Consider the following 24,191-nt stretch of genomic DNA (forward strand, 5'->3'; position numbering starts at 1 on the left):
CCTGGACACCATGTCCAAACCGGAACCCCTTGTTCACTCTCAGCCCATGTGGGGGTATCCGTACCGGACGGGCGGGACGAAGGTCTCCTTGATCGCCCGGGCCGAGGTCCACCGCAGGAGGTTCTGGGCGGCGCCCGCCTTGTCGTTCGTCCCGGAGGCCCGGCCCCCTCCGAAGGGCTGCTGGCCGACCACCGCGCCGGTCGGCTTGTCGTTGATGTAGAAGTTCCCGGCGGCGAACCGCAGGGCCTCCACCGCCTGGGCCACCGCGTAGCGGTCCTGGGCGATCACCGAGCCGGTCAGCCCGTACGGGGCCCCGGCGTCCACCCGGCCCAGCACGTCGTCCCAGCGGGAGTCCTCGTACACGTGGACGGCCAGGATCGGACCGAAGTACTCCGTCCGGAACATCTCGTTGCGGTGGTCGGAGGAGACCAGCACGGTCGGCCGGACGAACCAGCCGATCGCGTCGTCGTACTGGCCGCCGGCCGCCAGCTCGACCGTCGGGTCGGCCTTGGCCCGCTCGATGGCGTCCCGGTTCCGCTCGAAGGCCCGCCGGTCGATCAGGGCGCCCATGAAGTTCGAGAGGTCGGTGACGTCGCCCACCGTGAGCGCGTCCACCTCGGCGAGCAGCTCGTCCTTGATCCGCTGCCAGAGGCTGCGCGGCAGGTACGCGCGGGAGAGCGCCGAGCACTTCTGGCCCTGGTACTCGAAGGCGCCGCGGATCAGCGCGGTCCGCAGGATCTCCGGGTCGGCCGAGCGGTGCGCCAGCAGGAAGTCCTTGCCGCCGGTCTCGCCGACGATCCGCGGGTACGTCCGGTAGCCGCCGATGTTGGCGCCGATGGTCTGCCAGAGCGACTGGAAGGTCGCCGTGGAGCCGGTGAAGTGCAGCCCGGCGAGCGCCGGGTCGGCGAGCGCGACCGGGGAGACCTGGAGGCCGTCCCCGGTGACCAGGTTGATCACGCCGGGCGGCAGGCCGGCCGCCTCCAGCAGCCGCATCAGGTGGTGCGCGGCCAGGGTCTGGGTCGGCGCGGGCTTCCAGACCACGGTGTTGCCCATCAGCGCGGGCGCGGTCGGCAGGTTGCCTGCGATCGCGGTGAAGTTGAACGGGGTGACGGCGTAGACGAAGCCCTCCAGCGGGCGGTGGTCGACCCGGTTCCAGACGCCCGGCGAGGAGACCGGCTGATCGGCCAGGACCTGCCGCGCGAAGTGCACGTTGAACCGCCAGAAGTCGATCAGCTCGCAGGCCGAGTCGATCTCGGCCTGCTGCACGGTCTTGGACTGGCCGAGCATGGTGGCCGCGTTGAGGGTCTCCCGCCAGGGGCCCGCCAGCAGCTCGGCGGCCCGCAGGAAGACCGCGGCCCGGTCGTCGAAGGAGAGCGAGCGCCACTGCCGGCCGGCCGCGAGCGCCGCGTCCACCGCCGCCCGCGCGTCCTCCCGGGTGGCGTTGCCGAGCACCCCCAGCCGGGCCGCGTGGTGGTGCGGCTGGACGACGTCGATCCGCTCGCCGGAGCCGAAGCGCTGCTCGCCGCCGATGGTCATCGGCAGCGGGACGGGCTCGGCCGCCAGCTCGTCCAGCCGGCGGACCAGCCGGTCCCGCTCCGGGCTGCCCGGCGCGTACCCCAGCACGGGCTCGTTGACCGGGTCCGGTACCTGGGTGACTGCGTCGATGGGCATGGCGGCTCCGTCCTGCTGACTGCTCCGGTGTCAGTCCAGCCTGACCAGCCGCCGCGCGATCCGCCCGTTCAGACACGCGGACGGCGGACGTGGCGCCCGCCACGTCCGCCGTCGCGACGGGCGCCGGCCCCCGCCCGTCGAGCGGGGCCGGGGCGCGCCCGTCAGCCCTGCCCCAGCCGCCCGGCCAGCTCGACCGCCTCGGCCAGGGTGTCCACCACCGGAACGCCGACCGGCTCCAGCTTCTCCCGGGTGTGCGAGCCGCCGGTGTAGAGCACCGCGTGCGCGCCCGCGCTCAGCGCCGCCAGGGCGTCGTCCGCGGCGTCGCCGATCAGCACCGTCCGGGCCGGGTCCACCTGCTCACCCAGCGCGGCCAGGTGCCGGGCCAGCTGCTCGGCCTTCTGGCCGCCGGACGGGCCGCTGCGGCCGTCCACCCGCAGGAAGCGGGTGGTGAGGCCGAAGGTGTCGACCAGCGGCAGCAGCTTCTCGTGCTCGTACATGGACAGCAGCGACTGGCTGTGCCCGGCCTCCCCCCAGCCGTCCAGCAGCTCGCGGGCGCCCTCGGTCAGCCCGCACTCCTGGCGCAGCTCGTGGTAGCGGGCGTGGAAGGCGTCGTCGAGCAGCAGCCACTCCTCCGCCGAGGGCAGCCGGCCGAGCAGCCGCTGGTAGAAGCGGGGGATCGGGATCTCGTACTGCTCGCGGTACTCCTGCAGGGTCATCGGCCCCACGCCGATGGTCGCGAACGCGGCGTTGCTCGCGCCGAGCACCGCCTCCATGTCGTGGAAGAGCGTGCCGTTCCAGTCCCAAACGATGTGTGTGCGCACGCCGGGAACGGTAACTCCGATCACCGGCGAACCGGTAGGGCCCGGCTCACCTCAGGCCAGCAGGGACGGGATCTCCTGGGTCGCGAACCAGAGCAGGTCGTGGTCCTCCGCGCCGTCCACGGTGAACTGGGCGTCCTGGTCGCCCGCGTCGGCCGCGGACACCGCAGCCACCGCCGCCGCGACGTCCTCGACCACCTCGTCGTCGGCGACGTCCGCGTGCACCGCCGCCGCCTTCGCCAGCGGCAGCGGGCCGGCCAGCACCACCCGGCCGAGCGAGGCCTGGTCCTGGTACTCGTCGCCCGGGAAGGGCCGGACCGCCGAGTCCGCGACGTCCAGCGCCACCACGACCCGGCGGCGCGGGGCGTCCGGGTCGGCGGCCAGCAGGCGCAGGGAGGACTGGGCGGCCCGGTTCAGCGCCGCGTACTCCAGCTCCTCCAGGTCGTCGCTGACGTACCACTCGCGCAGCGCGGGCGTCACGGCGTAGGCCGCGGACGGCTCCAGGGCACCACCGGGGTGCGCCGCCGCCAGGCCGGTCAGGGTGGTGGGCACGTACACGCGCATCGGTGGCACTCTCCGGTTCGTCCTGCGGGGGTTCGTCCTGCCTGGGTTCGTCCTGCCGGGTCCGTCCGGCGGGGGTTCGTCCAGCGGCACTACGTGCAGCGCCCCAAGAATAAGCGCCGCACGGCCCCCCGTGATCACCCCGGCCCGGCTCAGCGGGTGGCCCGCAGGGCCTCCCGGCTGGTCCTCAGGGCGCTCTCCAGGACGGGGTCGCGGCGGGCCGGGTCCATCATGTTCGGGCCCATCACGGCGAGGTCGGCCAGGGTCGGCGCGAGCAGTCGCACCCGCACGCCCTCGGCCCGCAGCAGCGCGGCCTCGCGCAGCAGCTGCCGGGTGACGGCGCGGCGGTAGCGGCTGACCAGCTGGGCCAGGACGCCGCGCGGACGGTCCCGGGCGCGCCACTCGCGCAGTGCGGCGAGGGTGCCGCGCCCGGCCCCGTCGACCGGGTGCACGGGGTCGGCGCCGGCCGGACCGCCGTCGGGCGGGCCCAGCCGCAGGGCCATCGGGGCGAGCACGTAGACCTCGTCCAGGCCCCGGCCGAGCAGCAGGTCGGCGTTGGTGGCGGACCAGCAGCCGCCGTCCACGTACGCCGAGCCGTTCAGCCGCACCGGCGCGAACCAGCCGGGGATCGCGCAGGAGGCCATCACCGCGTCGGCGACCGCGACCGCCGGGGCGTCCGGGTCGCCGAAGACCACCCGGTGGCCGCTGCGGTAGTCCACCGCGGCCACCCTCAGCGCCGGGACCCGGGCGCCGCCGTCCTCGCCGGGCGGCGGCCAGCCACCGGGGCCGAGCAGACCGCGCACCAGCTCGCCGACCGGGGTCAGCGAACCGCGGCCGTGCGGCGCCATCGCGGACACCATGGTCAGCAACGGGTACTCGCGCGGGTGCCGGACGGCGTCCCGAAGCAGGCCGGGCGAGCCGATGCCGGGCCGCGGTCGCGGCGGCAGCGCACCGCCGACGGAGGTCTCGTAGTCGAAGGCCACCCCGGCCAGCGGGCCCTCGGTGACCGGCAGGCCGCGCTGGTGGTCGCGCAGCTGCTCGGGGCCGACCCCGCCGGCCAGCAGCGCGCCGAGGATCGCGCCCGCGGAGGTGCCGAGCAGCAGGTCGGCGTCGCCCGGGCGCCGGCCGGTGGCCTCCTCGACGGCGCACAGCGCACCGATCGTCCAGGCCGCGCCGAGCATCCCGCCGCCGCCCAGCACCAGGCCGCGCCGGGGGGCGTCCCCGGCGGGCGGGGAGGTGCCCGCGGCCGCCGGGGACGGCACCGCCACCCGTGTCGTCATCGCGTCCGCCCGTCGTCGTGGGGTCGGCTCGCCCGCTCCCCGCGGTTCCCGGTCAGGCTCCGATGGTGCGCGCGGGCGGCCGGGCGGCGCAACGGGGGCAGCGGCGCGGCATCACCCGGTCCGGTGCGGCGGAGCGTCCCCTTTCGGACCGCAGGCGCCGTTCCCGCACGTCAACCGGGCGCCCCGGGGCCTGGTCACGGGCCCGTCACCGCACTGCCGGTTCACCCGGATAGGTGAACTTTCCGACTGGTCCCCGGATGGCGGCGAAAGCCCTTGCCGCCCTACGCACGGGGCCACTAGAACCCTCCGTACCCGCACCACCCGACCGAGGAGCCGACCGTGACCGCACCGCTGAGCCCCCGCCCGCACCGCCGACCGCACGGCGCCGCCGCCCACCCGCTCGCCCAGCACCCGGCCACGCAGCACCCCGACTCCCAGCCCCCCGCCACCCGGGCCCGGCACGCGGCCCCCCGCGGGAGCCACCCGGCCGCCCACGACCACCACCCCGCCGGGCGCCGGCCCCGCCACCCCCGCACGGACTGCCCCGGCCCCGGCGGCCACGACCCCCGCGCGCTCGCCTCCCGGTTCGCCCACCAGCTCGTCGAGGTGCTCACCGGCGCCCGGCCCGCCGGCCAGCTGATGCGGCACACCAGCCTGGACGGCTACGGGCAGCTCGCGTCCCTGGTCCGGATCGGCGCGCTGCGCCGCGGCGGCGCCGCCGACCGGCCCAGGCTCGGCCCGGTGCACGACCGGTCCCCCGCGCCGGACGCCGTGGAGGCCTGCGTCCGGGTCGACCTCGGCCGGCGGCACCACATGGTGGCCTTCCGGCTGGAGCAGCGCGGGCAGGCCGGGCAGTGGCAGTGCACCGCCGTGGAGGCCCGGTGAGCCGGGCCGCCGTGGCCCCGGCCGCGCGCGAGGACACGGGCCCCGGCGCGGACACCGGCACCGGCCCGGACACCGGCGCGGCCCGGCGGCGGACGGCGCAGGGCGCCGCCCCCGTCCGGGAGCGGCGCCCTGTGCGGCGTCCTGCGGGTCGATCAGGCCTTGCGGCGGCGGCCCTTGGCCGACTTGGCAGCCTTGCGGCGCTCGGCGCGGGTCAGCCCGTCGCCCTCGTCCTCCGGCGCCAGGTCCTCGAAGTCGCCCTCGATGACCCCGCCGCCGACCTCGTCCGAGGGGGCCGTGTAGTGCAGCCGCTGCGGCTTCGGGGCCTCCAGGCCCTTGGCCTTGATCTCCGGGCGGGCGGCGTCCTTCTCCAGCTTGTCGAGCATCACCGCGGCGTCCTCGACCGGGACCTCCTCGACCTGCTGCTCGACCTGGACCTCCAGGTTGAACAGGTAGCCGACGGACTCCTCCTTGATGCCCTCCATCATCGCGGTGAACATGTCGAAGCCCTCGCGCTGGTACTCGATCAGCGGGTCGCGCTGCGCCATGGCCCGCAGGCCGATGCCCTCCTGGAGGTAGTCCATCTCGTAGAGGTGCTCGCGCCAGCGGCGGTCCAGCACCGACAGCACGACCCGGCGCTCCAGCTCGCGCATGATCTCCTCGCCGAGCTGGTCCTCGCGGGCGCCGTACTGCGCCTGGATGTCCTCCTGGATGGCCTTGGTCAGGAACTCCGGGGTCAGCCCGGCGGTGCCGCCGGCCTCCTCCTCCAGCTCCTCCAGGTCCAGGGTGACGGGGTAGAGCTGCTTGAGCGCGGACCAGAGCTTCTCCAGGTCCCAGTCGTCCTCGAAGCCCTCGCCGGTGGCCGCCTTGACGTAGGCCGCGACGGTGTCGTCCATGAAGTGGCCGACCTGCTCCTGCAGGTCCTCGCCCTCCAGCACGCGGCGGCGCTCGCCGTAGATGACCTCGCGCTGGCGGTTCAGCACCTCGTCGTACTTGAGGACGTTCTTGCGGATCTCGAAGTTCTGCTGCTCGACCTGGGTCTGCGCGGAGGCGATCGCCCGGGTGACCATCTTCGACTCGATCGGCACGTCCTCGGGGACGTTGGCCATCGACAGCACGCGCTCGACCATGCCGGCCTTGAACAGGCGCATCAGGTCGTCGCCCAGCGACAGGTAGAAGCGGGACTCGCCCGGGTCGCCCTGACGGCCGGAGCGGCCGCGCAGCTGGTTGTCGATCCGGCGGGACTCGTGCCGCTCGGTGCCGAGGACGTAGAGGCCACCGGCCTCCTTGACCTCGTCCTGCTCGGCCTTGACCGAGGCCTTGGCCTTCTCCAGCGCGGCCGGGAAGGCGGCCTCGTACTCCTCCGGGGTGTCCGTCGGGGTCAGCCCGCGCTGCGCCAGCTCGGCGGCGGCGAGGTGGTCGGCGTTGCCGCCGAGCATGATGTCGGTACCGCGGCCGGCCATGTTGGTGGCGACGGTGACGGCGCCCTTGCGGCCGGCCTGCGCGACGATCTGCGCCTCGCGCTCGTGGTGCTTGGCGTTCAGCACCTCGTGCGGGATGCCGCGCTTGCGCAGCTCCTGCGACAGGTACTCGGACTTCTCGACCGACACGGTGCCGACCAGCACCGGCTGGCCCTTCTCGTGCTTCTCGGCGATGTCCTCGACCACGGCGGCGAACTTGGCCGGCTCCGACTTGTAGATCAGGTCGGGCTGGTCGATGCGCAGCGGGTTCTTGTTGGTCGGGATCGGGACGACGCCGAGCTTGTAGATCTGGTGGAACTCGGCGGCCTCGGTGGTGCCGGTACCGGTCATGCCCGCGAGCTTGTCGTACAGGCGGAAGAAGTTCTGCAGGGTGATGGTGGCCAGCGTCTGGTTCTCGTTCTGGACCTCCACCCCCTCCTTGGCCTCGATCGCCTGGTGCATGCCCTCGTTGTAGCGGCGGCCGGCCAGGATGCGGCCGGTGTGCTCGTCGACGATCATGACTTCGCCGTTCATCACGACGTAGTCCTTGTCCGCCTTGTACAGCTCCTTCGCCTTGATGGCGTTGTTCAGGAAGCCGACCAGCGGGGTGTTCACCGACTCGTAGAGGTTGTCGATGCCCAGGTAGTCCTCGACCCGGCTGACGCCCTCCTCCAGGATGCCGACGGTGCGCTTCTTCTCGTCGACCTCGTAGTCGCGGTCGACCTTCAGGCGCAGCACCAGCTTGGCGAAGTCGGCGTACCACTTGGTCGCCTGGTCCGCCGGGCCGGAGATGATCAGCGGGGTGCGGGCCTCGTCGATGAGGATCGAGTCGACCTCGTCGACGACGGCGAAGTTGTGGCCGCGCTGGACGAGTTCGTCCTTCGACCAGGCCATGTTGTCGCGCAGGTAGTCGAAGCCGAACTCGTTGTTGGTGCCGTACGTGATGTCCATCGCGTACTGCTGCTTGCGCTCGGCGGGCGTCATGTTCGCCAGGATCACGCCGACTTCGAGGCCCAGGAAGCGGTGCACCCGGCCCATCCACTCCGAGTCGCGCTCGGCGAGGTAGTCGTTGACGGTGATCAGGTGGACGCCCTTGCCCGTGAGCGCGTTCAGGTACGCGGGCAGGGTGCCGACGAGGGTCTTGCCCTCGCCGGTGCGCATCTCGGCGACGTAGCCGTGGTGCAGGGCGGCGCCGCCCATCAGCTGGACGTCGTAGTGCCGCTGGCCCAGGACGCGCTTGGCCGCCTCGCGGACGGTGGCGAAGGCCTCGGGGAGGATGTCGTCCAGGGTCTCGCCGTCGGCGAGCCGCTGCTTGTACTCGTCGGTCAGCGCGCGGAGCTCGGCGTCGGTGAGGTTGACGAAGTCCTCTTCGATGGAGTTGACCTGGGCAGCAATCCGCTGCAGCTTGCGAAGGATCTTGCCTTCGCCGGCGCGCAGGATCTTGTCGAAGACGGACACTTGAGCGGGCTCCTTGCCTGTATTGGCACTGGACGACTGCACGGCGGGTCCACCCCACCGCACGGGCCATCGTATGCGAGGAGTCCAATGCCCCGGGAGGTGCGTCAGCACGCTATTCCCGTGTCACCCGCCCGAGCAGTTGGACCGATAGCACCGCCCACCGGGGCAAACCGGTCAGCCCACCCGGGAGTTGGCCGCATATTCGGATGACCGAATTCCCCTTCCGTCGGAATAATCCCGGCATGGAAGAAGACGTCGAAGGCCCCGGCGGCGACCCCGCCTCCCTCACCACCGACCGCCTCCTGCTGCGGCCCCCGCAGGCCTCGGACGTGGACGCGGTCCACGCCGCCTGCCAGGACGAGGAGATCCAGCGCTGGACGGTGGTGCCCAGCCCGTACCGCCGGGAGGACGCGGAGTACTTCGTCCACGACCTCGCCGCCGAGGGCCGGCGCACCGGCGGGAACCTGATCTGGTGCGTGTTCGAGCGCGCGTCCGGCGCCCTGGTCGGCACCCAGGGGCTGGTCCTGCGCCCCGGCGACCGGGGCTCCGCCGAGGTCGGCTGGTGGGCGGTGAAGGAGTTCCGCGGGCGCGGCTACACCGTCGAGGCCGCCCGCGCCGTCGCCCGGCACGGGCTGCTCGAGCTCGGCCTGCGCCGCCTCGAGTGGCAGGCCTACGTCGGCAACGAGGCGTCCCGCGCGGTCGCCGAGCGGGTCGGCTACCGCTTCGAGGGCACCCTGCGCTCGTACGCCGAGCAGCGCGGCACCTTCCGCGACGCCTGGGTCGCCTCGCTGCTCGCCTCCGACCTCCCGGACGTCCCGGGCCTCCTCGACGCCGCGGGGCCGGCCGACCGCCGGGTCTGAGCCCGGTACCGCCGCACCCGGCGCCCGCCGCCCACCCGGGCCCCGGGCCGCACCCGGACCCCGCACCCCGCCCCCGGTCGGCGCCCGGTTGTCGGTGCCCGCGACTACCCTCGCGGACATGACCGCCCTGCCTGCCGCCGGCGCCCCCGCCGGCCCGCCCGTCACCGTCCTCAGCGCCGACGACGCCCGCCGGATCGCCCTGCGGGCCCAGGGCCTGCTCGGCGCACCGGACCGCCGGAGCGGGGTGCGCGGCGTGCTCCGGCACCTGGGCGCCGTCCAGCTGGACACCATCTCGGTGCTGGCCCGCTCGCACGAGCTGGTGCCGTACGCCCGGCTCGGCGCGGTCGGCCGCCCGGCCGTCGAGGCGGCCTACTGGGGTGCCGGCACGAGTTTCGAGTACTGGTCGCACGCCGCCTGCGTCCTGCCGGTCGAGGAGTGGCCGCTGTTCGCCTTCCGGCGCCGCCGCTACCGCGAGCGCGGCCACCTCTGGGGCCACCAGGTCACCCCCGAGACGTACCGGCACGTGCTCGACAAGCTGCGCGCCGAGGGGCCGTTGACCTCCACCGAGCTGGGCGGCGCCAAGCGGACGGCCGAGTGGTGGGACTGGTCCGACACCAAGATCGCGGTCGAGCGCGCCCTGGCCTTCGGCGACGTGGTCTGCACCGAGCGCCGGAGCTGGAAGCGCGTCTACGCGCTGGCCGAACAGGCCGTCCCCGAAGCGCTGTTCGGCCAGGAGCCCGACGACGCGGAGTGTGTGCGGACCCTGGTCGCCCAGGCCGGTGCCGCGCTCGGCGTGGCCACCCGGGCCGATCTGCTGGACTACCACCGGCTGCGCGCCGAGGAGTTGGACGGCGTGCTCGGCGACTGCGGGCTGGTCCCGGTCGAGGTGGCCGGCTGGGGCCCCGGGGGTGCGCCGGCGGCGGCCTGGGCCGATCCGGCCGCACTGGCCGGCGCCCCGCGCGGCCGCCACCGCACCACGCTGCTCTCACCGTTCGACTCGCTGGTGTGGGACCGCGCGCGCACCGAGCGGATCTTCGGCATGACGCACCGGCTGGAGGCCTACACCCCCAAGCACAAGCGGGTGCACGGCTACTTCGCCATGCCGCTGCTGGCCGGGGGCTGGCTGGTCGGCCGGGTGGACCCGGCCCGCGAGGGCCGGACCCTGGTGGCCCGTCAGCTCTCGCTGGACTCCGCCCGGCACCTGGACGCCCTGGCCACCGCCCTGCGCGAGGCGGCGGCCTGGGTGGGCTGCGACGCCGTCCGGGTCGAGGCCCTGCACGACGAGCGGCTGCGCCCGGCCCTGGAGAAGCTCCTGGCGGCCTGAGGCCCGGGCGCCGCCCCGGTCACCCTATTTCGAGGATCTTCTCGCGCATCGCGTACACCACGGCCTCCATCCTGGAGTGCAGTTGGAGCTTCTCCAGGATGTTGCGCACGTGGTTCTTCACGGTGTTCTCGCTGATGAACAGCTCCTTGGCGATCTCCCGGTTGTTCATCCCGGTCGCCACCAGCTTCAGCACCTCCAACTCCCGGTCGGTGAGCCGGGGTGCGGGCACCAGGTCCCGGTCGTCGGAGCGGCGCTGGATCATCGACTTGAACTCGGTGAGCAGCTTGGAGGCCATCGAGGGGCTGATCTGGGACTGCCCGTCGGCGACCGCCCGGATCGCGGTGGCGACCTCGTCGGTGGAGATCTCCTTCAGCAGGTAGCCGGTGGCTCCGGCCTTGATCGCCTCGTAGAGGTCGGCCTCCTCGTCGCTTATCGTCAGCATGATGATCTTGGTGCTGGGCGCCACGTCCTTGATCGCGGTGCAGGCCTCGATCCCGCTGCGCCGCGGCATCCGCACGTCCATCAGGATGATGTCGGGCAGCAGGTCGGCGGCCTTCAGCACGGCCTCGGCGCCGTCCCCCGCCTCGCCGACGACCTTGATGTCCGGCTCCTCCGCGAGCACGATCTCCAGCCCCCGCCGGAACAGCGCGTGGTCGTCCACCACCAGCACGCGGATCGGCTCACCCCGGTGCGGCGCGTACGCGGGTTCCTCCTCCGGCCCCGGTGACAGTCCGGCGGCAGGCCCCCTGGCGGGCCCCAGCCCGAAGTGATCCCCCATCCGCTCCTCCCCCTTCGCGGGTCGTCGTGCGCCAATCATTCCACGCCCCGCAGCCGCCGCGGTCACCCTCCGGCGCCGATCGCTCCGCATCGGGTGACCCCCCGGGCCGCTCCTCGAGCGCGGTTCGAGCCGACCTGGCCCGGAACGCCGGTGACCCCGGCGGCCGGAGCCACCGGGGTCACCTCTCCATCACTGCTCGGACGGTCAGTCCTCGTCGCCGTTCGCCCCGATCGCCCCGCCCGCTCCACTACCCGAGCCGGCCGACGAGTCGGTCTGCAGGTGGATGACACCGTAGTGGTAGCCGTGGCGGCGGTAGACGACGCTCGGCAGGCCGCTGTCCTTCTCCACGAAGAGGTAGAAGTCGTGGCCGACCAGCTCCATCTCGTAGAGCGCCTGGTCCAGCGCCATGGGGGCGGCCGGGTGGGTCTTCTCCCGGACCACCAGCGGGCCTTCGCCCTCGACCTCCAGGGATCCCATCATGGTCTTGCGGACGGCGCCGTTGGTCTCGCTCTCCGGCGTGGCCGTCAGCGGCAGCGCGGCCAGCGGCGCGGTCGCCTCGGCGACGCTGATGGGGGTGCGGCCGTTGCCGCCCTTGTGCACCCGACGCCGGTCAGCCGACTTGCGCAGCTGTGCGTCGAGCTTCGCCGAGGCCAGGTCGAGCGCCGCGTACGGGTCCCCGGCGGCGGCTTCGGCCCGGATCACCGGCCCACGGGTACGGAGAGTGATCTCCACCCGCTCGGACCGGTCGGCCTGCCGCGGGTTGTGCTCCTTGGACACCTCGACGTCGAGGCTGATCACCTTGCCGTCGAACTTCTGGACCTTCTCCAGCTTCTCGGCCACGTGCTCGCGGAACCTCTTGGGCACCTCGGTCTTGCGGCCCTTGACGACGATGTCCACGCAGAACTCCGATCCCTCGTGCTGACGCCGATCCGGGTGCTACCGGATCGGGCTGAGACCCAGCTGGACCAGCCCATCCACTGCCGGCCCCCCGCCCCCGCCGCCAGCGACGGAAACGACTGGCCCTCACCTCACTTCCTCCCCACCAGGGACGGTTGAAACCCCCTGTGGGCTTATCGAACACCTCACACGGGGTTTTCGCCTCCCCAGGTGAGGACACGGGTATCACCCCGTACTGCGGGCAGGGCGGTCAAGCTGTTCCACCCTCTCTACCCTCCTGCGAGTGAAGCATGGGTGAATACCTGGACAACACCCCCCGTACGGCGCATCCTTTGCTCACTCTTCGTGCCTGCCGCCGCCAGGAGCAGCCGTGCCGACCACTCCCGCACCCACCCGTCCGCGCCCCGCCCAAGGGCCGTTCGGCCACGCACTGGCCGGGCTGCTGGACGTCCTGCTGCCGGCCCGCTGCGCGGGCTGCGGCGCCGAACGGAGCCAGCTCTGCCCGGTCTGCCGGCTCGCGCTGGCCACCGCCCGCCCCGGCCCCACCCCGCTGCCCTGGGTGCACGCCGCCGCCCCGTACGCCGACCCGGTCCGACAGCTGCTGCTCGCGCACAAGGAGCGCGGCGCGCTGCGGCTGGCCGGGCCGCTCGGCGAGGCGCTCGGCCGGGCCGTCCGCTCCTCGCTGGGTCCGCGGGCCGACGCCGCGCCGCTGCTGCTGGTCCCGATGCCCTCGACCCGGGCCGCCGTCCGCGCCCGCGGCCACGACCCGACGCTGCGGCTGGCCGGGGCCGCCGCCCGCTCGCTGCGCCGGGCCGGCCTGGACGTCCGGGCCGAGCCGCTGCTGCGGCACGCCCGCCCGGTCGCCGACCAGGCGGGGCTGGGCGCGGCCGAGCGCCGCCGCAACCTGCACGGTGCGCTGACGGTGCTGCCGCGCGCCGGCCGGGCCCTGGCTGGCCGTCAACCCGTCCTGGTGGACGACCTGGTGACCACCGGTGCCAGCCTGGCCGAGGCGGCCCGGGCGCTGGCCGACGCCGGGCTGCCGGCCCGGGCGGGCGCCGCGGTCGCCGCGGCGGGAGCGACGGGAGCGACGGGAGCAATGGGAGCAACGGGAACGGCCGGCCCGCGCCGGCCCGGCTGAGCGGCCCCGGAACCGCCGCCGCCCGGCCACGGGGGCCGGGCGGAGCGGATCGAGGCGGCCGAGGGGATCGACCCGGGTGAGCCCGGGTCAGCCCGGATAGAAGAAGGACCCCGCCTTGTCGGTGAGCGGGACCTCCCGCCACTGATTGCCGATCAGACGGTAGATCTTCCCCACCGCCACCGCGAGCACCGGCGGCGCCTGCGCCAGCGCGCTCCAGCGGGACTCGGAGGCCGAGACGGTGAGCATGCTGTCGGCGCCCGGGAGCGGGCCGTCGGTGCTCTGCGAGCCGTCGGTGCTGATGTAGTGCAGCTGCTGGATCCGGTCGGCCTCCTTGCCGAGCACGAGCAGCTGGTCCGCCTCCGCCCAGGAGACCGAGACGACGTCGGTGAGCGAGGGCGCGGCGCGGCGCAGCCCGACGATCTTCGCGGTGGGCGCCTCCGGGGTCCCGCCGTGCACCACCAGGCCGAACATCAGCGAACGGCTGGGCACACCGGCGGTCTTGACCACCAGTGCCACCCGGGCGCCGTCCGAGGAGATCTTCATCGCCTGCACGGTCTGCCCGTCCAGCTTCTCGACCGGCACGGGGTAGGCCTTGTTGCCGCGGACCATCACCACCCGCGGGGCCTGCGGGTTGCGGTCCACCACCCAGAGGTCGCCGCGGCCGTCCCAGCTGGGCGAGGCCAGCCCGTCCTCCTTGTCGGCGGTCCGCACCGGCGTGGCGAGCACCGGTTCGGGCAGCGCCACCGCGTTGTCGGAGAGCGGCACCGAGTAGAGCTGGTGGCCGTCGCCGCTGATCGCGGCGGCCCAGGAGCCGTCCCGGTTGACCGCGACGGTGCCGAGCGCGGGCTTGCCGGCCGGCTGCGGCTTGCCGAGGACGCCGCGCACCGGGTCCCCGTTGCGCTGTTCCTCGGTGACCATCAGGACGCCGTTGTCGGCGCGCTGGTAGTACTGCTGCGCGGGCGGCGGCCCGGCCAGGGCGCCGGGCCCGGTGGCCTGCACGTCGCTGCGGGAGACGGCGCAGCTGCCGCGCTGCCCCTTCAGCTCCAGCCGCTCGACCTGCCCCTTGCCCTGGTCGGCCAGGGTGTAGAAGAGCTGGGTCGCCATCCGGCGGCAGGACACCCCGTCGGTGGTGTCGGCCCCGCCGAGCTGGACGTGGGCGACCCGGCTGTCGTCGACGGTCACCCGGTCGACGCGGGCGCCGCTCGGGAAGGCGGTCCGGGCGACCGGCGCGAGCCAGTTCGAGGGCCCGGCGACCAGGGCCTTCGCGGCCATGGTCAGCGGGTCTATTCGGCGCCGCAGGTAGATCGGGTCGGCGATCAGCACCTCCTGGTCGGCCTTGCCGGTGGACACCGCGGACGGGTCCGGGGAGGTGTAGAAGAACCGGTCGACCTGGCGGTAGCTGTTCCGGAAGTTGGTCTCGTTCATGATCACGCCGGCCGGCAGCTTGTCGATCCGCCACTCGCCGTCCTTCTGCCGGACGAAGGTGAAGTCGGACGAGATGTCGCGCTGACCGTCCACCAGGACGTAGGACTGCTTCTCGTCGATCCTGGCGATCACCTGGCCCGTCACCGAGGCGGAGACCATGGTGTCCGTGTCGGTGACGTCCTGCCCGGACGGCAGGTTCGGGGTGGCGGCGGCGAGCACCTGGATCCCGGCGTCCGGGTTCCAGGTCGCCGCGGCCTCCTCGGTGAGGTACTTGCGCGCGGTCTCGTAGCCCTCGTCGGCCGTCACCGCGTCCAGGAAGCCGGTCAGCAGGGCGCGCGGTTTGGCGCCCTTGGCGGGCGCCACCGGGTAGACCCTGGCCTGCAGGTTACGGTCCGCCGCCCCCTGGGACAGCTCCACCTTGGAGATGCCGCCGGAGTCCGGCATCGCCGCGCAGCCGCTCGCCAGCAGGGCGCCGAGCACCATGCCGGCCACCGCCGTGAAGCGCGGCTCAGTCCCGCTGCTCGTCCTTCGCACGCTGCGACCCCTCCAGGTCCGTCCCGCCCGTCACGTCCGGCTCCGCCGTCCGCTGTGCCACCGACGGCCGTCCCGGCGTCGGGTCCACCATCACCTGGGCGCCGGTGGCACCGTACCCGGCCCCCGCCGTCCGCACGTCCGAGGGGTCCGCGCGCGGGCCCACGGGCAGCCGGCTCTGGCCCAGGCCGGGGCCGATGTTCAGCACCCCGCCGAGCCCGCTGCCGAAGCCGTTGACCGGCCCCTCCGGCGTCTCCGCCTGCTCCTCGGCGACGGTCAGCGCGGTCGCACCGGACGGGCTGATCGCCCGCCGGTACGGCGTGCCGTAGGCGCCCAGTCCGCGGTTGTTGCGGGAGTCCTCCGGCTCCAGCCGGAACGGCGCCCGGCTGATCTCGCCGCCGCGGGTGCGGGGCAGGGTGAGCCGGAAGTGCGAGCCGCCGCCGGGCTCGCCCCAGGCCTGCAGCCAGCCGCCGTGCAGGTGCGCGTCCTCGACCGCGATGGACAGGCCGAGGCCGGTGCCGCCGGTGGTCCGCACCCGGGACGGGTCGGCCCGCCAGAAGCGGTGGAACACCCGGGACGCCTCGCCGGGCTTGAGGCCGATGCCGTAGTCGCGCACGCCGACCGCGACCGCGCCGTCGGCCGAGCCCAGCCGGACCACCACGTCGCGGCCCTCGCCGTGCTCCAGCGCGTTGACCACCAGGTTGCGCAGGATGCGCTCGATCCGGCGGGAGTCGACCTCCGCGAGCACGGGCTCGCCGTCGCCGCGGATCACCACGGCGCTGCCCTTCGCCTCGGCGAGCGGTTCGGCGGCCTCGACCACCCGGCCGACGATCTCGCGCAGGTCGACCGGTTCGGCGTCCAGGATCGCGGCGCCGGCGTCGAACCGGCTGATCTCCAGCAGGTCGGCCAGCAGCGACTCGAAGCGGTCCAGCTGGCCCTGCAGCAGCTCCGCCGAGCGGGCCGCCATCGGGTCCAGGTCCTCGCGGCTGTCGTAGATGAGGTCGGCGGCCATCCGGACGGTGGTCAGCGGGGTTCGCAGCTCGTGCGAGACGTCGGAGACGAAGCGCCGCTGCACCCTGGACAGCTCCTCCAGCTGGCGGATCTGCGCCTGCAGGGCGTTGGCCATCCGGTTGAACGACTCCCCGAGGCGGGCGATGTCGTCCGTGCCGGTGACCTTCATCCGCTCCTCGAGGTGCCCGTCGGCGAGCCGCTCGGAGATGCCGGCGGCCATCCGCACCGGGGTGACCACCTGGCGCACCACGACCCAGGCGATGCCGCCCATGAGGATCACCACGAACACGCCGGCGGTCGCCAGGGTGCCGGTGATCAGGTTCAGGGTGTCCGTCTCCTGGCCGAAGGAGAACACGTAGAACATCTGGTAGCTGTTGCCGGCCGGGCCGCTGAACTGCATGCCGAGGGCCAGCCCGGGCTCGGTCCGGTCGTCGGCCCGCTGGATCCGGGTCGGCTGGTCGTACATCTGGCCGGCCTCGGTGTACACCTTGTCGCGCAGGGTGTCCGGGACGCTGCTGGGCAGGATGTCGCCCGAGTAGCGGGGCGCGAAGCCGGTCTCCGGGACGATCGCGTCGGTGCCGGGGGCCATCGCGATCACCGAGTAGACGGTCTGCCCGCTCGCGGCCAGGTCGTTGACCTGGCGCAGCAGCCAGGTGCCGGTCTCCTCGGTGGTGGGGTCGGCGGTGGCACCGACCCGCACCCGCTGGTCCTTCGCCTCGTCGATCTTCTTCTGCTCGGCCTGGAAGCCGATCCTGGCCTGCTCGCGGGCGGCCGCCATCTTGGTGTCGAGCAGCCCGGTGCGCACCTGCGCCACCACGACCACGCCGAGCACCAGGACGACCGCGATGGAGGCCAGCAGGGAGACCGCGACCACGCGCAGCTGGATCGACCGCCGGTAGAGGGCGGTCACCCGGCGCGTGGGGCGGCGCAGCTGCCGGGTCAGCAACGCGTACGCGGCCGCGCGGCGGCGCTTGCGGGTGGTCGAGCTCAGCACGGACCCGCGAACGGAGTCGGCCCCGTCGGTCGCGGTACCCGACGGGGCTTCGTCAGCCTGGTGCGTCACGTCAGCTGGGTCCGGCCTTGTAGCCGACGCCGCGGACGGTCACCACGATCTCGGGGCGCTCCGGGTCCTTCTCGATCTTCGACCGCAGGCGCTGCACGTGGACGTTGACCAGGCGGGTGTCCGCCGCGTGGCGGTAGCCCCAGACCTGCTCCAGCAGCACCTCGCGGGTGAACACCTGCCAGGGCTTGCGGGCGAGCGCGACCAGCAGGTCGAACTCCAGCGGGGTCAGCGGGATGCCCCGGCCGTCCCGCTTGACCGAGTGGCCGGCCACGTCGATCACGAGGTCGCCGATGGTCAGCTGCTCGGGGGTGGGCTCCTCGGCGCGGCGCAACCGGGCGCGCACCCGGGCCACCAGCTCCTTGGGCTTGAACGGCTTGGTGACGTAGTCGTCGGCACCCGACTCCAGGCCCACCACGACGTCGACCGTGTCGGTCTTCGCGGTCAGCATGACGATCGGGATCCCGGACTCCGCCCGGATCTGCCGGCAGACGTCGATGCCGTCCCGGCCGGGCAGCATGAGGTCCAGCAGGACCAGGTCGGGCTTGGTCTCCCGGAACGCGGCTAGCGCCTTGTCCCCATCCGCGACGAAAAACGGCTCAAAACCCTCACCACGCAGCACGATGCCGAGCATCTCGGCCAGTGCGGAGTCGTCATCAACGACGAGGACGCGTCCCTTCATGCGTCCATCCTCTCATTACCGGATTGTGACCTGCCGCACAGCAGTGCCAATGCTCCACAACGGCCAACTCGCCGGGCGTCCATTTCCGGCCATACCGGACGAATGGCCCGCACCGGAGTACCTCCGCACCCTCCGCGGCCCACCACCCGCCCACCACGGGGCCCGGCTTGCCGATCATCGAGCGGCTGCCCCTGGGGCCCGTCCTGGCCCCATGGCACGATGGGCGCTGCGCGCGGGCGAAAGATCCGCCCGGAACCGCGCCCGTGACGCCCTCCGAGGAGCAGTGATGACCGACACTCCGGGCTGGGCCTCGCCCGGCTCGTCCGAGCCGCCCCGCGGCGACGCCCGGCCGCCGGCCGACGCGCCCGCCGCCGTGCCCGGGCCGTCGGCACCCCCGCAGGGCCACCCCGCACCCCGGTGGAACGCCCCGCCCGCCCTGACCGGCGGCGGGCCCGCCGGAGGCGGCGGCCCCCACCCGTACGGCTGGGGAGCCCCGCAGAGCCCCAAGCCCGGCGTCATCCCGCTGCGCCCGCTCGGCGTCGGCGAACTCCTCGACGGCTCCGTCGCCACCATCCGCAGGCACTGGCGGACGGCGCTCCCGCTCGCGCTCGGCATCGCCGTGATCCAGCAGGCCGGGGTCGTCGCCGCCGGCCAGCTGGTCACGGGCAGGACCGGACCGGCCACCCAGGTGGTGATCCTGCTGGCCACCCTGCCGCTGCGGGTGCTGGGCAGCGTGGTCGCCGTCTCCCTGCTCACCGTGGTCGTCAGCCGCGCCGTCCTCGGCCGGTCCGCGACCGCCGGGGACGCATGGCGCGACGCCCGTCCCCGGGTGCTGCAGCTGCTCGGACTGACCGTGCTCACCGGCCTGATGTCCGGCGGCGTGGTGCTGCTCGGGTTCAGCCCCTGGTACTTCTACCGATCCGGCGGCTCCGGCGAGCCAGCCACCGAGGCACTGCTGTTCCTCGTCGGCTTCCTGACCCTCCCGGTCGCCGCCTGGCTGTGGATCCGGTTCAGCCTGGCCGCCCCCGCCCTGATGCTGGAGAAGCAGGGCGTGGTCACCGCGCTGTCCCGCTCCCGGCGCCTGGTCCGCGGCTCCTGGTGGCGGATCTTCGGCGTCACGCTGCTCGGCGAGGTGCTGTCCTTCATCGTGGCGATGGTCATCGCCGTCCCGTTCCGCTTCCTCGGGCTCGTCCTCGGCTTCGACGACGTCGACCGCCAGGTCGACCTCAACAGCATCGCCCACCAGCCGGCCGCCATGCTGGTCACCACCGCCGTCGCCGGCATCATCGCGGCCACCCTCACCATCCCCTTCCTGGCCGCCCTGAACGTGCTGATCTACGTCGACCAGCGGATCCGCCGCGAGGCCCTCGACATCGAACTGGCCCGCGCCGCCGGCCTCGCCGAGCCCGACGGCGCCGGCCGGGGCGACCGGGCCGGCCCCGGCCCGGCGAGGCGCTGACGCGGATGCCTACCTGGGGGGACGGGCTCCTCGCCGCGGGCGGCGCCCCGGTCACCGTGCCGCGGGACCCGGCACGCGACGCCGCCCGCGACGAACTGCTCGACGCGGAGTACCACAAGCACGACCCGAGCGTCCTGGAACGGGTCATGAGCTGGCTCAACGACCACATCACCGGAGCGCTGGACGGCATCTCCGGCACCGGCACCAGCGGCACCACCGGCCTGGTGCTCTTCCTGGTCGTCGCCGTCCTGATCGGCGCCGCACTCTGGTGGCGCCTGGGCGCGCCCCGCCGCGCGGCCCGCACCGTCCTGGACGTCTACGGCGACGAGGGCCCGCGCCGCGCCGCCCAGTACCGGGCCGACGCCGAACGGCACGCCGCCGCCGGGCAGTGGGCCGAGGCCGTCCGCGCCCGGATGCGCGCCCTCGTCCGGGGCCTGGAGGAGCGCACCCTGCTCGACGCCCGCCCCGGCCGCACCGCCGACGAGGCCGCCGCCGAGGCCGGCCGGGCACTGCCCCGGCACGCCGCCGCGCTGGCCGGCGCCGCCCGCACCTTCGACGACATCGCCTACGGCGAGCGCACCGCCGACCAGGCCGCCTACCAGCTGCTGAGCGACCTCGACCGGGCCCTGGAACGCGCCCGGCCGGACCTCGACACGGCCCCGGAAGGAGCGGCATGACCAGCACCGCCCCCGCGCCTCCCGCCGAGGCCGGGACCGCCCGCCCCGCCCCCGGCGGGACGGCCCCGAGCAGCCTCGCCCCCACCGGGCGGGGCCTGTGGCGCCGGGCCCGCTGGTACCTGGCCGCGCTCGCCGTCCTGCTGATCGGCGCCACCGCGGTGGCCGCGCTCGGCCAGGACCGCCGCTACCCGCCGCTCGACCCGCGCTCCTACGACAGCGACGGCACCCGCGCCGTCCTCGCCCTGCTCGAGCAGCAGGGCCTGCGGACCACGATCAGCACCGACCCGACCCTGCGCCCCACCGGGCCCGACACCCTCGTCCTGCCCGAGCCCGACCTGCTCACCCCGGCCGAACTGCGGGCCGTCGCCGGCGCCCGGCACGAGCGACTGGTGCTCGTCGCCCCCGGACCGGCCGCCCTCAGCGCCCTGGCCCCCGGCATCCGCCCCTCCGAGGAGGACGGCGGCCCGCCCTACGCCACCGTCCGCAGCACCCCCGCCCGGTGCCCGCTCACCGAGGCCGTCCGGGCCGGCAGCGCCGGGATCGGCGGCATGCTCTACACCAGCGGCAGCCGCGGTCAGGGCTGCTACCCGCGCGGCCACGGCTACCCGCTGGTCAGCGCCCCCGCCCCGGGCGGCGAGGTCATCGTGCTCGGCACCGGCGACTTCCTGCAGAACGGCGAGCTCGCCGAGGACGGCAACGCCGCCCTCGCCCTCGGGCTGCTCGGCTCCCGGCCCCACCTGACCTGGCACCTGCCCGACTACACCGCGCCGCTCGCCGAGGGCACCCGGAACCGGACCTTCGGCGACTACATCCCGGACGGCTGGCGCTGGGCCGGCTACCAGCTCGCCGTGGCCGCCGTCCTGGCCGCCCTCTGGCGCGGCCGCCGCCTCGGCCCGGTGATCAGCGAGAACCTGCCCGTGGTGGTCCGCGCTGCCGAGACCACCGAGGGCCGCGCCCGGCTCTACCGCCGGGCCAGGGCCCACGGCCGCGCCGCCGAGGCCCTGCGCCGGGCCGCCGCCCACCGCATCGCCCCGGCCCTCGGCGTCCCGCCCCGGGCCGGCGCACCCGACCCCGAGGCGCTCTGCGCCGCGGTGGCCGACCGCCTCCCCGAACGACCCGCCGGGGACGTCCGGGCCCTCCTCTACGGCCCGCCCCCGACCGACGACGCCGCACTGCTGCGGCTCGCCGACGACCTCGACGCCCTCGAAAGGCAGGTACGGAACCCGTGACCGAACAGGCCACCGCCACCCCCACCAGCACCCCCGGCGCGGCGGCTGCCACCCCGGGCACCCCCGGCACCGCCACCGACCCCCGCCAGGCGCTGACCGCCCTGCGCGCCGAGATCGGCAAGGCCGTGGTCGGCCAGGACGCCGCCGTCACCGGTCTGGTCGTCGCCCTGCTGTGCGGAGGCCACGTGCTGCTGGAGGGCGTCCCCGGCGTCGCCAAGACCCTGCTGGTGCGCGCCCTGTCCACCGCGCTCAGCCTGGACACCAAGCGCATCCAGTTCACCCCCGACCTGATGCCCGGCGACGTCACCGGCTCCCTCGTCTACGACGCCCGCACCGCCGAGTTCTCCTTCCAGCCCGGCCCGGTCTTCACCAACCTGCTGCTCGCCGACGAGATCAACCGCACCCCGCCCAAGACCCAGGCCGCCCTGCTGGAGGCCATGGAGGAGCACCAGGTCACCGTCGACGGCGAGCCCCGCGCGCTGCCCGTCCCGTTCCTGGTCGCCGCCACCCAGAACCCGGTCGAGTACGAGGGCACCTACCCCCTGCCCGAGGCCCAGCTCGACCGTTTCCTGCTCAAGCTGGTCCTGCCGCTGCCCGACCGCGACCAGGAGTTCCAGGTGCTCTCCCGGCACGCCGCCGGATTCGACCCCCGCGACCTCGCCGCGGCCGGTGTCCGCCCCGTCGCCGGGCCCGAGCACCTGGCCGCCGCCCGCCGGCAGATCGCCGAACTGACCGTCTCCCCCGAGGTCCTCGCCTACATCGTCGACCTCTGCCGGGCCACCCGGCAGTCGCCCTCGCTGTCCATGGGCGTCTCGCCGCGCGGCGCCACCGCCCTGCTCCGCGCCTCGCGCGCCTGGGCCTGGCTCGCTGGACGCGACTACGTCACCCCGGACGACGTCAAGGCGCTCGCCCTGCCCACCCTGCGCCACCGCGTCGCACTGCGCGCCGAGGCCGAGATGGAGGGCGTCACCGCCGACTCCGTCATCCAGGCCGTCCTCGCCCAGACGCCCGCCCCCCGCTGAACCGCCCGTTCCGGAAGGAGCGCACCGCATGGCCCTCACCGGGCGAACCGCCCTGCTCGCCGCCCTCGGCGCGGTCCTCGTGGGCCTGGTGCTGCCCTCCTGGGCCGGGATCGGCCTGGCCAGCGGCACGGTCCTGCTCGCCGCCCTCGTCGACCTGGTGCTCGCCGCCCCCGTCCGCAGCCTCCGGCTCGGCCGGGGCGGCGACACCACCGTCCGGCTCGGCGAGTCCGCCCGCGTCGAACTGACCGTCACCAACCCGTCCGGACGCCCCCTCAGGGCCCGGATCCGCGACGCCTGGGGCCCCTCCGCCTGGCAGCCCGGCACCGCCGTGGCGGCGTCCCGGCACACCCTGCTCGTCCCCGGCGGCGAACGGCGCCGGACCGTCACCGTCCTCGCCCCGACCCGCCGCGGCGACCACCACGCGCACCGGGTGACGGTCCGTTCCCTCGGCCCGCTCGGCCTGGCGGGGCGCCAGGGCTCGCACGACCTGCCCTGGAAGGTCCGCGCCCTGCCCCCGTTCGCCAGCCGCAAGCACCTGCCCTCCCGGCTCGCCAGGCTGCGCGAACTCGACGGCCGCACCTCCGTCCTGACCCGCGGCCAGGGCACCGAGTTCGACTCCCTGCGCGAGTACCTGCCCGGCGACGACGTCCGCTCCATCGACTGGCGGGCCAGTGCCCGGCGCAACACCGTCGCCGTCCGCACCTGGCGCCCCGAACGCGACCGGCACATCCTCGTCGTCCTCGACACCGGCCGCACCTCCGCCGGCCGCGTCGGCGACGCCCCCCGCCTGGACGCCGCGCTCGACGCCGCCCTGCTCCTCACCGCCCTCGCCACCCGCGCCGGCGACCGGGTCGACCTGCTCGCCCACGACGCCCGCAAGCGCGCCGCGGTGGCCGGCGCCCCGCCCAGCGAGGTCCTCCAGGCGTTCACCAACACGATGGCCGCCCTGGAACCGGACCTCCACGACACCGACATGCGCGCGCTGGTCTCCACCGCCCTGCGGATGGCCCCCCACCGCTCGCTCGTCGTCCTCCTCACCGGCCTCGACGCGGCCCCCGTCGAGGACGGCCTGCGCCCGCTGCTGCCGCTGCTCACCAAGCGCCACGAGGTCGTCCTGGCCTCCGTCGCCGACCCCCGGCTGGACGTCCTCGCCGCGGGCCGCGGCACCCTGGAGGCCGTCTACGGAGCCGCCGCCGCGGAACAGACCCGCGCCGACCGCCGCGCCACCGCCGAGCGCCTCACCCGCCTCGGGGTGACCGTCCTCGACGCCCCTCCCGCCCAGCTCGCCCCGGCCCTCGCCGACACCTACCTCGCCCTCAAGGCGGCCGGGCGGCTCTGACCGCCCGTCTGCCCGCCTGCCCGCGAGACCGCGCCCGCCTCCGGCAGTGCCCCGGGGGCGGACACCCGGGGTCAGACGGCGGAGAGGTGCAGCTTGAACGGCGAACCGCTCGAGCCGGGCGTCCAGCCGTTCGACCGCGCCGCCCGGATGCCCGCGGCGACCTCACCCGGCAGGACGACCTCCCCCCGCGCCGTGTCCGGTACCGAGGCGGAAGGCCGACTGGTCTCCACCACGAGCGTCGTACCGGGACGCGCCACGTCCTCCACCACGTAGCCCAGGGTGCTGCCCTCGTAGTCGCAGCACCAGTGCCTCCGGCTCACCCGCCAGCGGTACTCGACGCCGTCGACGACGATGCGCCGGGAGCCCTTCTTCACCAGTGCCACTCTTCGCCCCTCTTCGCCCGCCGGCTGCTCGTACAGCTCCGTCGGTCAGCAGTCTCCCGGTACGGCGCCCGCAGTGTCACCGGAATTGCCCCGGAGGACCGGCGCGGTCGTACGGCGCTCCGACGGACTCCGCCGCTCCGCCCCCAACGCAAAGAACCCCCGCCGGATATCCCGGCGGGGGTTCTTCGTGAATGATTGTTCGGCGGCGTCCTACTCTCCCACAGGGTCCCCCCTGCAGTACCATCG

At 74.5% G+C, this 24,191-nt stretch carries 20 protein-coding genes; 9 read left to right on the forward strand and 11 right to left on the reverse strand.

The features are described from left to right. Positions 1-39: 39 nt before the first annotated feature. From pruA to ACIA8Q_RS18130, 4 genes are all read right to left on the reverse strand, one after another. Positions 40-1,665 carry an L-glutamate gamma-semialdehyde dehydrogenase gene (gene pruA, locus ACIA8Q_RS18115; protein ID WP_360218131.1) on the reverse strand — a complete coding sequence of 542 codons (1,626 nt, stop codon included), beginning with the start codon at positions 1,663-1,665 and terminating at the stop codon, positions 40-42. Between the two features lie 167 nt (positions 1,666-1,832). Continuing rightward, on the reverse strand, positions 1,833-2,492 hold the full coding sequence (locus ACIA8Q_RS18120; RefSeq protein WP_360218086.1) for an HAD family hydrolase: 660 nt from the start codon (positions 2,490-2,492) through the stop codon (positions 1,833-1,835). Between the two features lie 51 nt (positions 2,493-2,543). Then, positions 2,544-3,053 carry a DUF6912 family protein gene (locus ACIA8Q_RS18125; RefSeq protein WP_360218089.1) on the reverse strand — a complete coding sequence of 170 codons (510 nt, stop codon included), beginning with the start codon at positions 3,051-3,053 and terminating at the stop codon, positions 2,544-2,546. 149 nt (positions 3,054-3,202) lie between these two features. Then, complete coding sequence (locus ACIA8Q_RS18130) at positions 3,203-4,330, reverse strand: patatin-like phospholipase family protein (protein WP_360218092.1); 1,128 nt, start codon at positions 4,328-4,330, stop codon at positions 3,203-3,205. A 339-nt stretch (positions 4,331-4,669) separates the two neighbouring features. Here ACIA8Q_RS18130 and ACIA8Q_RS18135 point away from each other — a divergent pair, with 339 nt between their 5' ends. Further along, positions 4,670-5,215 (forward strand): Rv3235 family protein, encoded by a 546-nt coding sequence (locus ACIA8Q_RS18135; RefSeq protein ID WP_360218095.1) that lies wholly within the window; start codon positions 4,670-4,672, stop codon positions 5,213-5,215. A gap of 152 nt (positions 5,216-5,367) precedes the next feature. Here the strand turns inward: ACIA8Q_RS18135 and secA are convergent, their stop codons facing one another. After that, complete coding sequence (gene secA / locus ACIA8Q_RS18140) at positions 5,368-8,130, reverse strand: preprotein translocase subunit SecA (protein WP_360218098.1); 2,763 nt, start codon at positions 8,128-8,130, stop codon at positions 5,368-5,370. Positions 8,131-8,372: 242 nt separating this feature from the next. Between secA and ACIA8Q_RS18145 the strand changes: the two genes are divergently transcribed. Both ACIA8Q_RS18145 and ACIA8Q_RS18150 read left to right on the forward strand, forming a co-directional pair. Beyond that, positions 8,373-8,990 carry a GNAT family N-acetyltransferase gene (locus ACIA8Q_RS18145; protein WP_360218101.1) on the forward strand — a complete coding sequence of 206 codons (618 nt, stop codon included), beginning with the start codon at positions 8,373-8,375 and terminating at the stop codon, positions 8,988-8,990. 118 nt (positions 8,991-9,108) lie between these two features. Then, positions 9,109-10,314, forward strand: coding sequence for a winged helix-turn-helix domain-containing protein (locus ACIA8Q_RS18150; protein ID WP_396317441.1), 1,206 nt, complete (start codon positions 9,109-9,111; stop codon positions 10,312-10,314). Positions 10,315-10,333: 19 nt separating this feature from the next. Here the strand turns inward: ACIA8Q_RS18150 and ACIA8Q_RS18155 are convergent, their stop codons facing one another. Next, positions 10,334-11,092 (reverse strand): response regulator transcription factor, encoded by a 759-nt coding sequence (locus tag ACIA8Q_RS18155; protein ID WP_360218107.1) that lies wholly within the window; start codon positions 11,090-11,092, stop codon positions 10,334-10,336. Between the two features lie 204 nt (positions 11,093-11,296). Beyond that, complete coding sequence (gene hpf, locus ACIA8Q_RS18160; RefSeq protein ID WP_360218110.1) at positions 11,297-11,989, reverse strand: ribosome hibernation-promoting factor, HPF/YfiA family; 693 nt, start codon at positions 11,987-11,989, stop codon at positions 11,297-11,299. A 370-nt stretch (positions 11,990-12,359) separates the two neighbouring features. Here hpf and ACIA8Q_RS18165 point away from each other — a divergent pair, with 370 nt between their 5' ends. Beyond that, positions 12,360-13,127, forward strand: coding sequence for a ComF family protein (locus tag ACIA8Q_RS18165; protein ID WP_396317442.1), 768 nt, complete (start codon positions 12,360-12,362; stop codon positions 13,125-13,127). A gap of 87 nt (positions 13,128-13,214) precedes the next feature. Here ACIA8Q_RS18165 and ACIA8Q_RS18170 read toward each other — a convergent pair whose 3' ends face one another. The 3 genes from ACIA8Q_RS18170 to mtrA form a co-directional block, all read right to left on the reverse strand. Beyond that, a complete protein-coding gene (locus ACIA8Q_RS18170; RefSeq protein ID WP_360218113.1) occupies positions 13,215-15,086 on the reverse strand; it encodes an LpqB family beta-propeller domain-containing protein in 1,872 nt (623 codons plus the stop codon). After that, positions 15,061-17,088 carry an MtrAB system histidine kinase MtrB gene (mtrB, locus tag ACIA8Q_RS18175; protein ID WP_396317443.1) on the reverse strand — a complete coding sequence of 676 codons (2,028 nt, stop codon included), beginning with the start codon at positions 17,086-17,088 and terminating at the stop codon, positions 15,061-15,063. The genes ACIA8Q_RS18170 and mtrB overlap by 26 nt, the downstream gene beginning before the upstream one ends. Before the next feature lie 70 nt (positions 17,089-17,158). Continuing rightward, positions 17,159-17,836, reverse strand: a complete 678-nt coding sequence (mtrA, locus tag ACIA8Q_RS18180) for an MtrAB system response regulator MtrA (protein WP_030061806.1) — start codon at positions 17,834-17,836, stop codon at positions 17,159-17,161. A 286-nt stretch (positions 17,837-18,122) separates the two neighbouring features. Here mtrA and ACIA8Q_RS18185 point away from each other — a divergent pair, with 286 nt between their 5' ends. The 5 genes from ACIA8Q_RS18185 (at position 18,123) to ACIA8Q_RS18205 (ending at position 23,562) form a co-directional block, all read left to right on the forward strand. Then, positions 18,123-19,295, forward strand: a complete 1,173-nt coding sequence (locus tag ACIA8Q_RS18185; RefSeq protein WP_360218116.1) for a hypothetical protein — start codon at positions 18,123-18,125, stop codon at positions 19,293-19,295. 5 nt (positions 19,296-19,300) lie between these two features. Continuing rightward, positions 19,301-19,972, forward strand: coding sequence for a DUF4129 domain-containing protein (locus ACIA8Q_RS18190; RefSeq protein ID WP_396317444.1), 672 nt, complete (start codon positions 19,301-19,303; stop codon positions 19,970-19,972). Then, on the forward strand, positions 19,969-21,201 hold the full coding sequence (locus ACIA8Q_RS18195) for a DUF4350 domain-containing protein (protein ID WP_360218122.1): 1,233 nt from the start codon (positions 19,969-19,971) through the stop codon (positions 21,199-21,201). Before ACIA8Q_RS18190 ends, ACIA8Q_RS18195 begins: the two co-directional genes overlap by 4 nt. Before the next feature lie 92 nt (positions 21,202-21,293). Continuing rightward, positions 21,294-22,223, forward strand: coding sequence for a MoxR family ATPase (locus ACIA8Q_RS18200; RefSeq protein WP_360218140.1), 930 nt, complete (start codon positions 21,294-21,296; stop codon positions 22,221-22,223). Positions 22,224-22,251: 28 nt separating this feature from the next. Continuing rightward, complete coding sequence (locus ACIA8Q_RS18205) at positions 22,252-23,562, forward strand: DUF58 domain-containing protein (protein WP_387901584.1); 1,311 nt, start codon at positions 22,252-22,254, stop codon at positions 23,560-23,562. A gap of 71 nt (positions 23,563-23,633) precedes the next feature. Here the strand turns inward: ACIA8Q_RS18205 and ACIA8Q_RS18210 are convergent, their stop codons facing one another. Beyond that, positions 23,634-23,945, reverse strand: a complete 312-nt coding sequence (locus ACIA8Q_RS18210; protein ID WP_360218128.1) for a hypothetical protein — start codon at positions 23,943-23,945, stop codon at positions 23,634-23,636. Between the last annotated feature and the right edge of the window lie 246 nt (positions 23,946-24,191).

Origin of the sequence: Kitasatospora sp. NPDC051705 (genome assembly GCF_044453265.1) — a bacterium.
Classification (GTDB): domain Bacteria; phylum Actinomycetota; class Actinomycetes; order Streptomycetales; family Streptomycetaceae; genus Kitasatospora.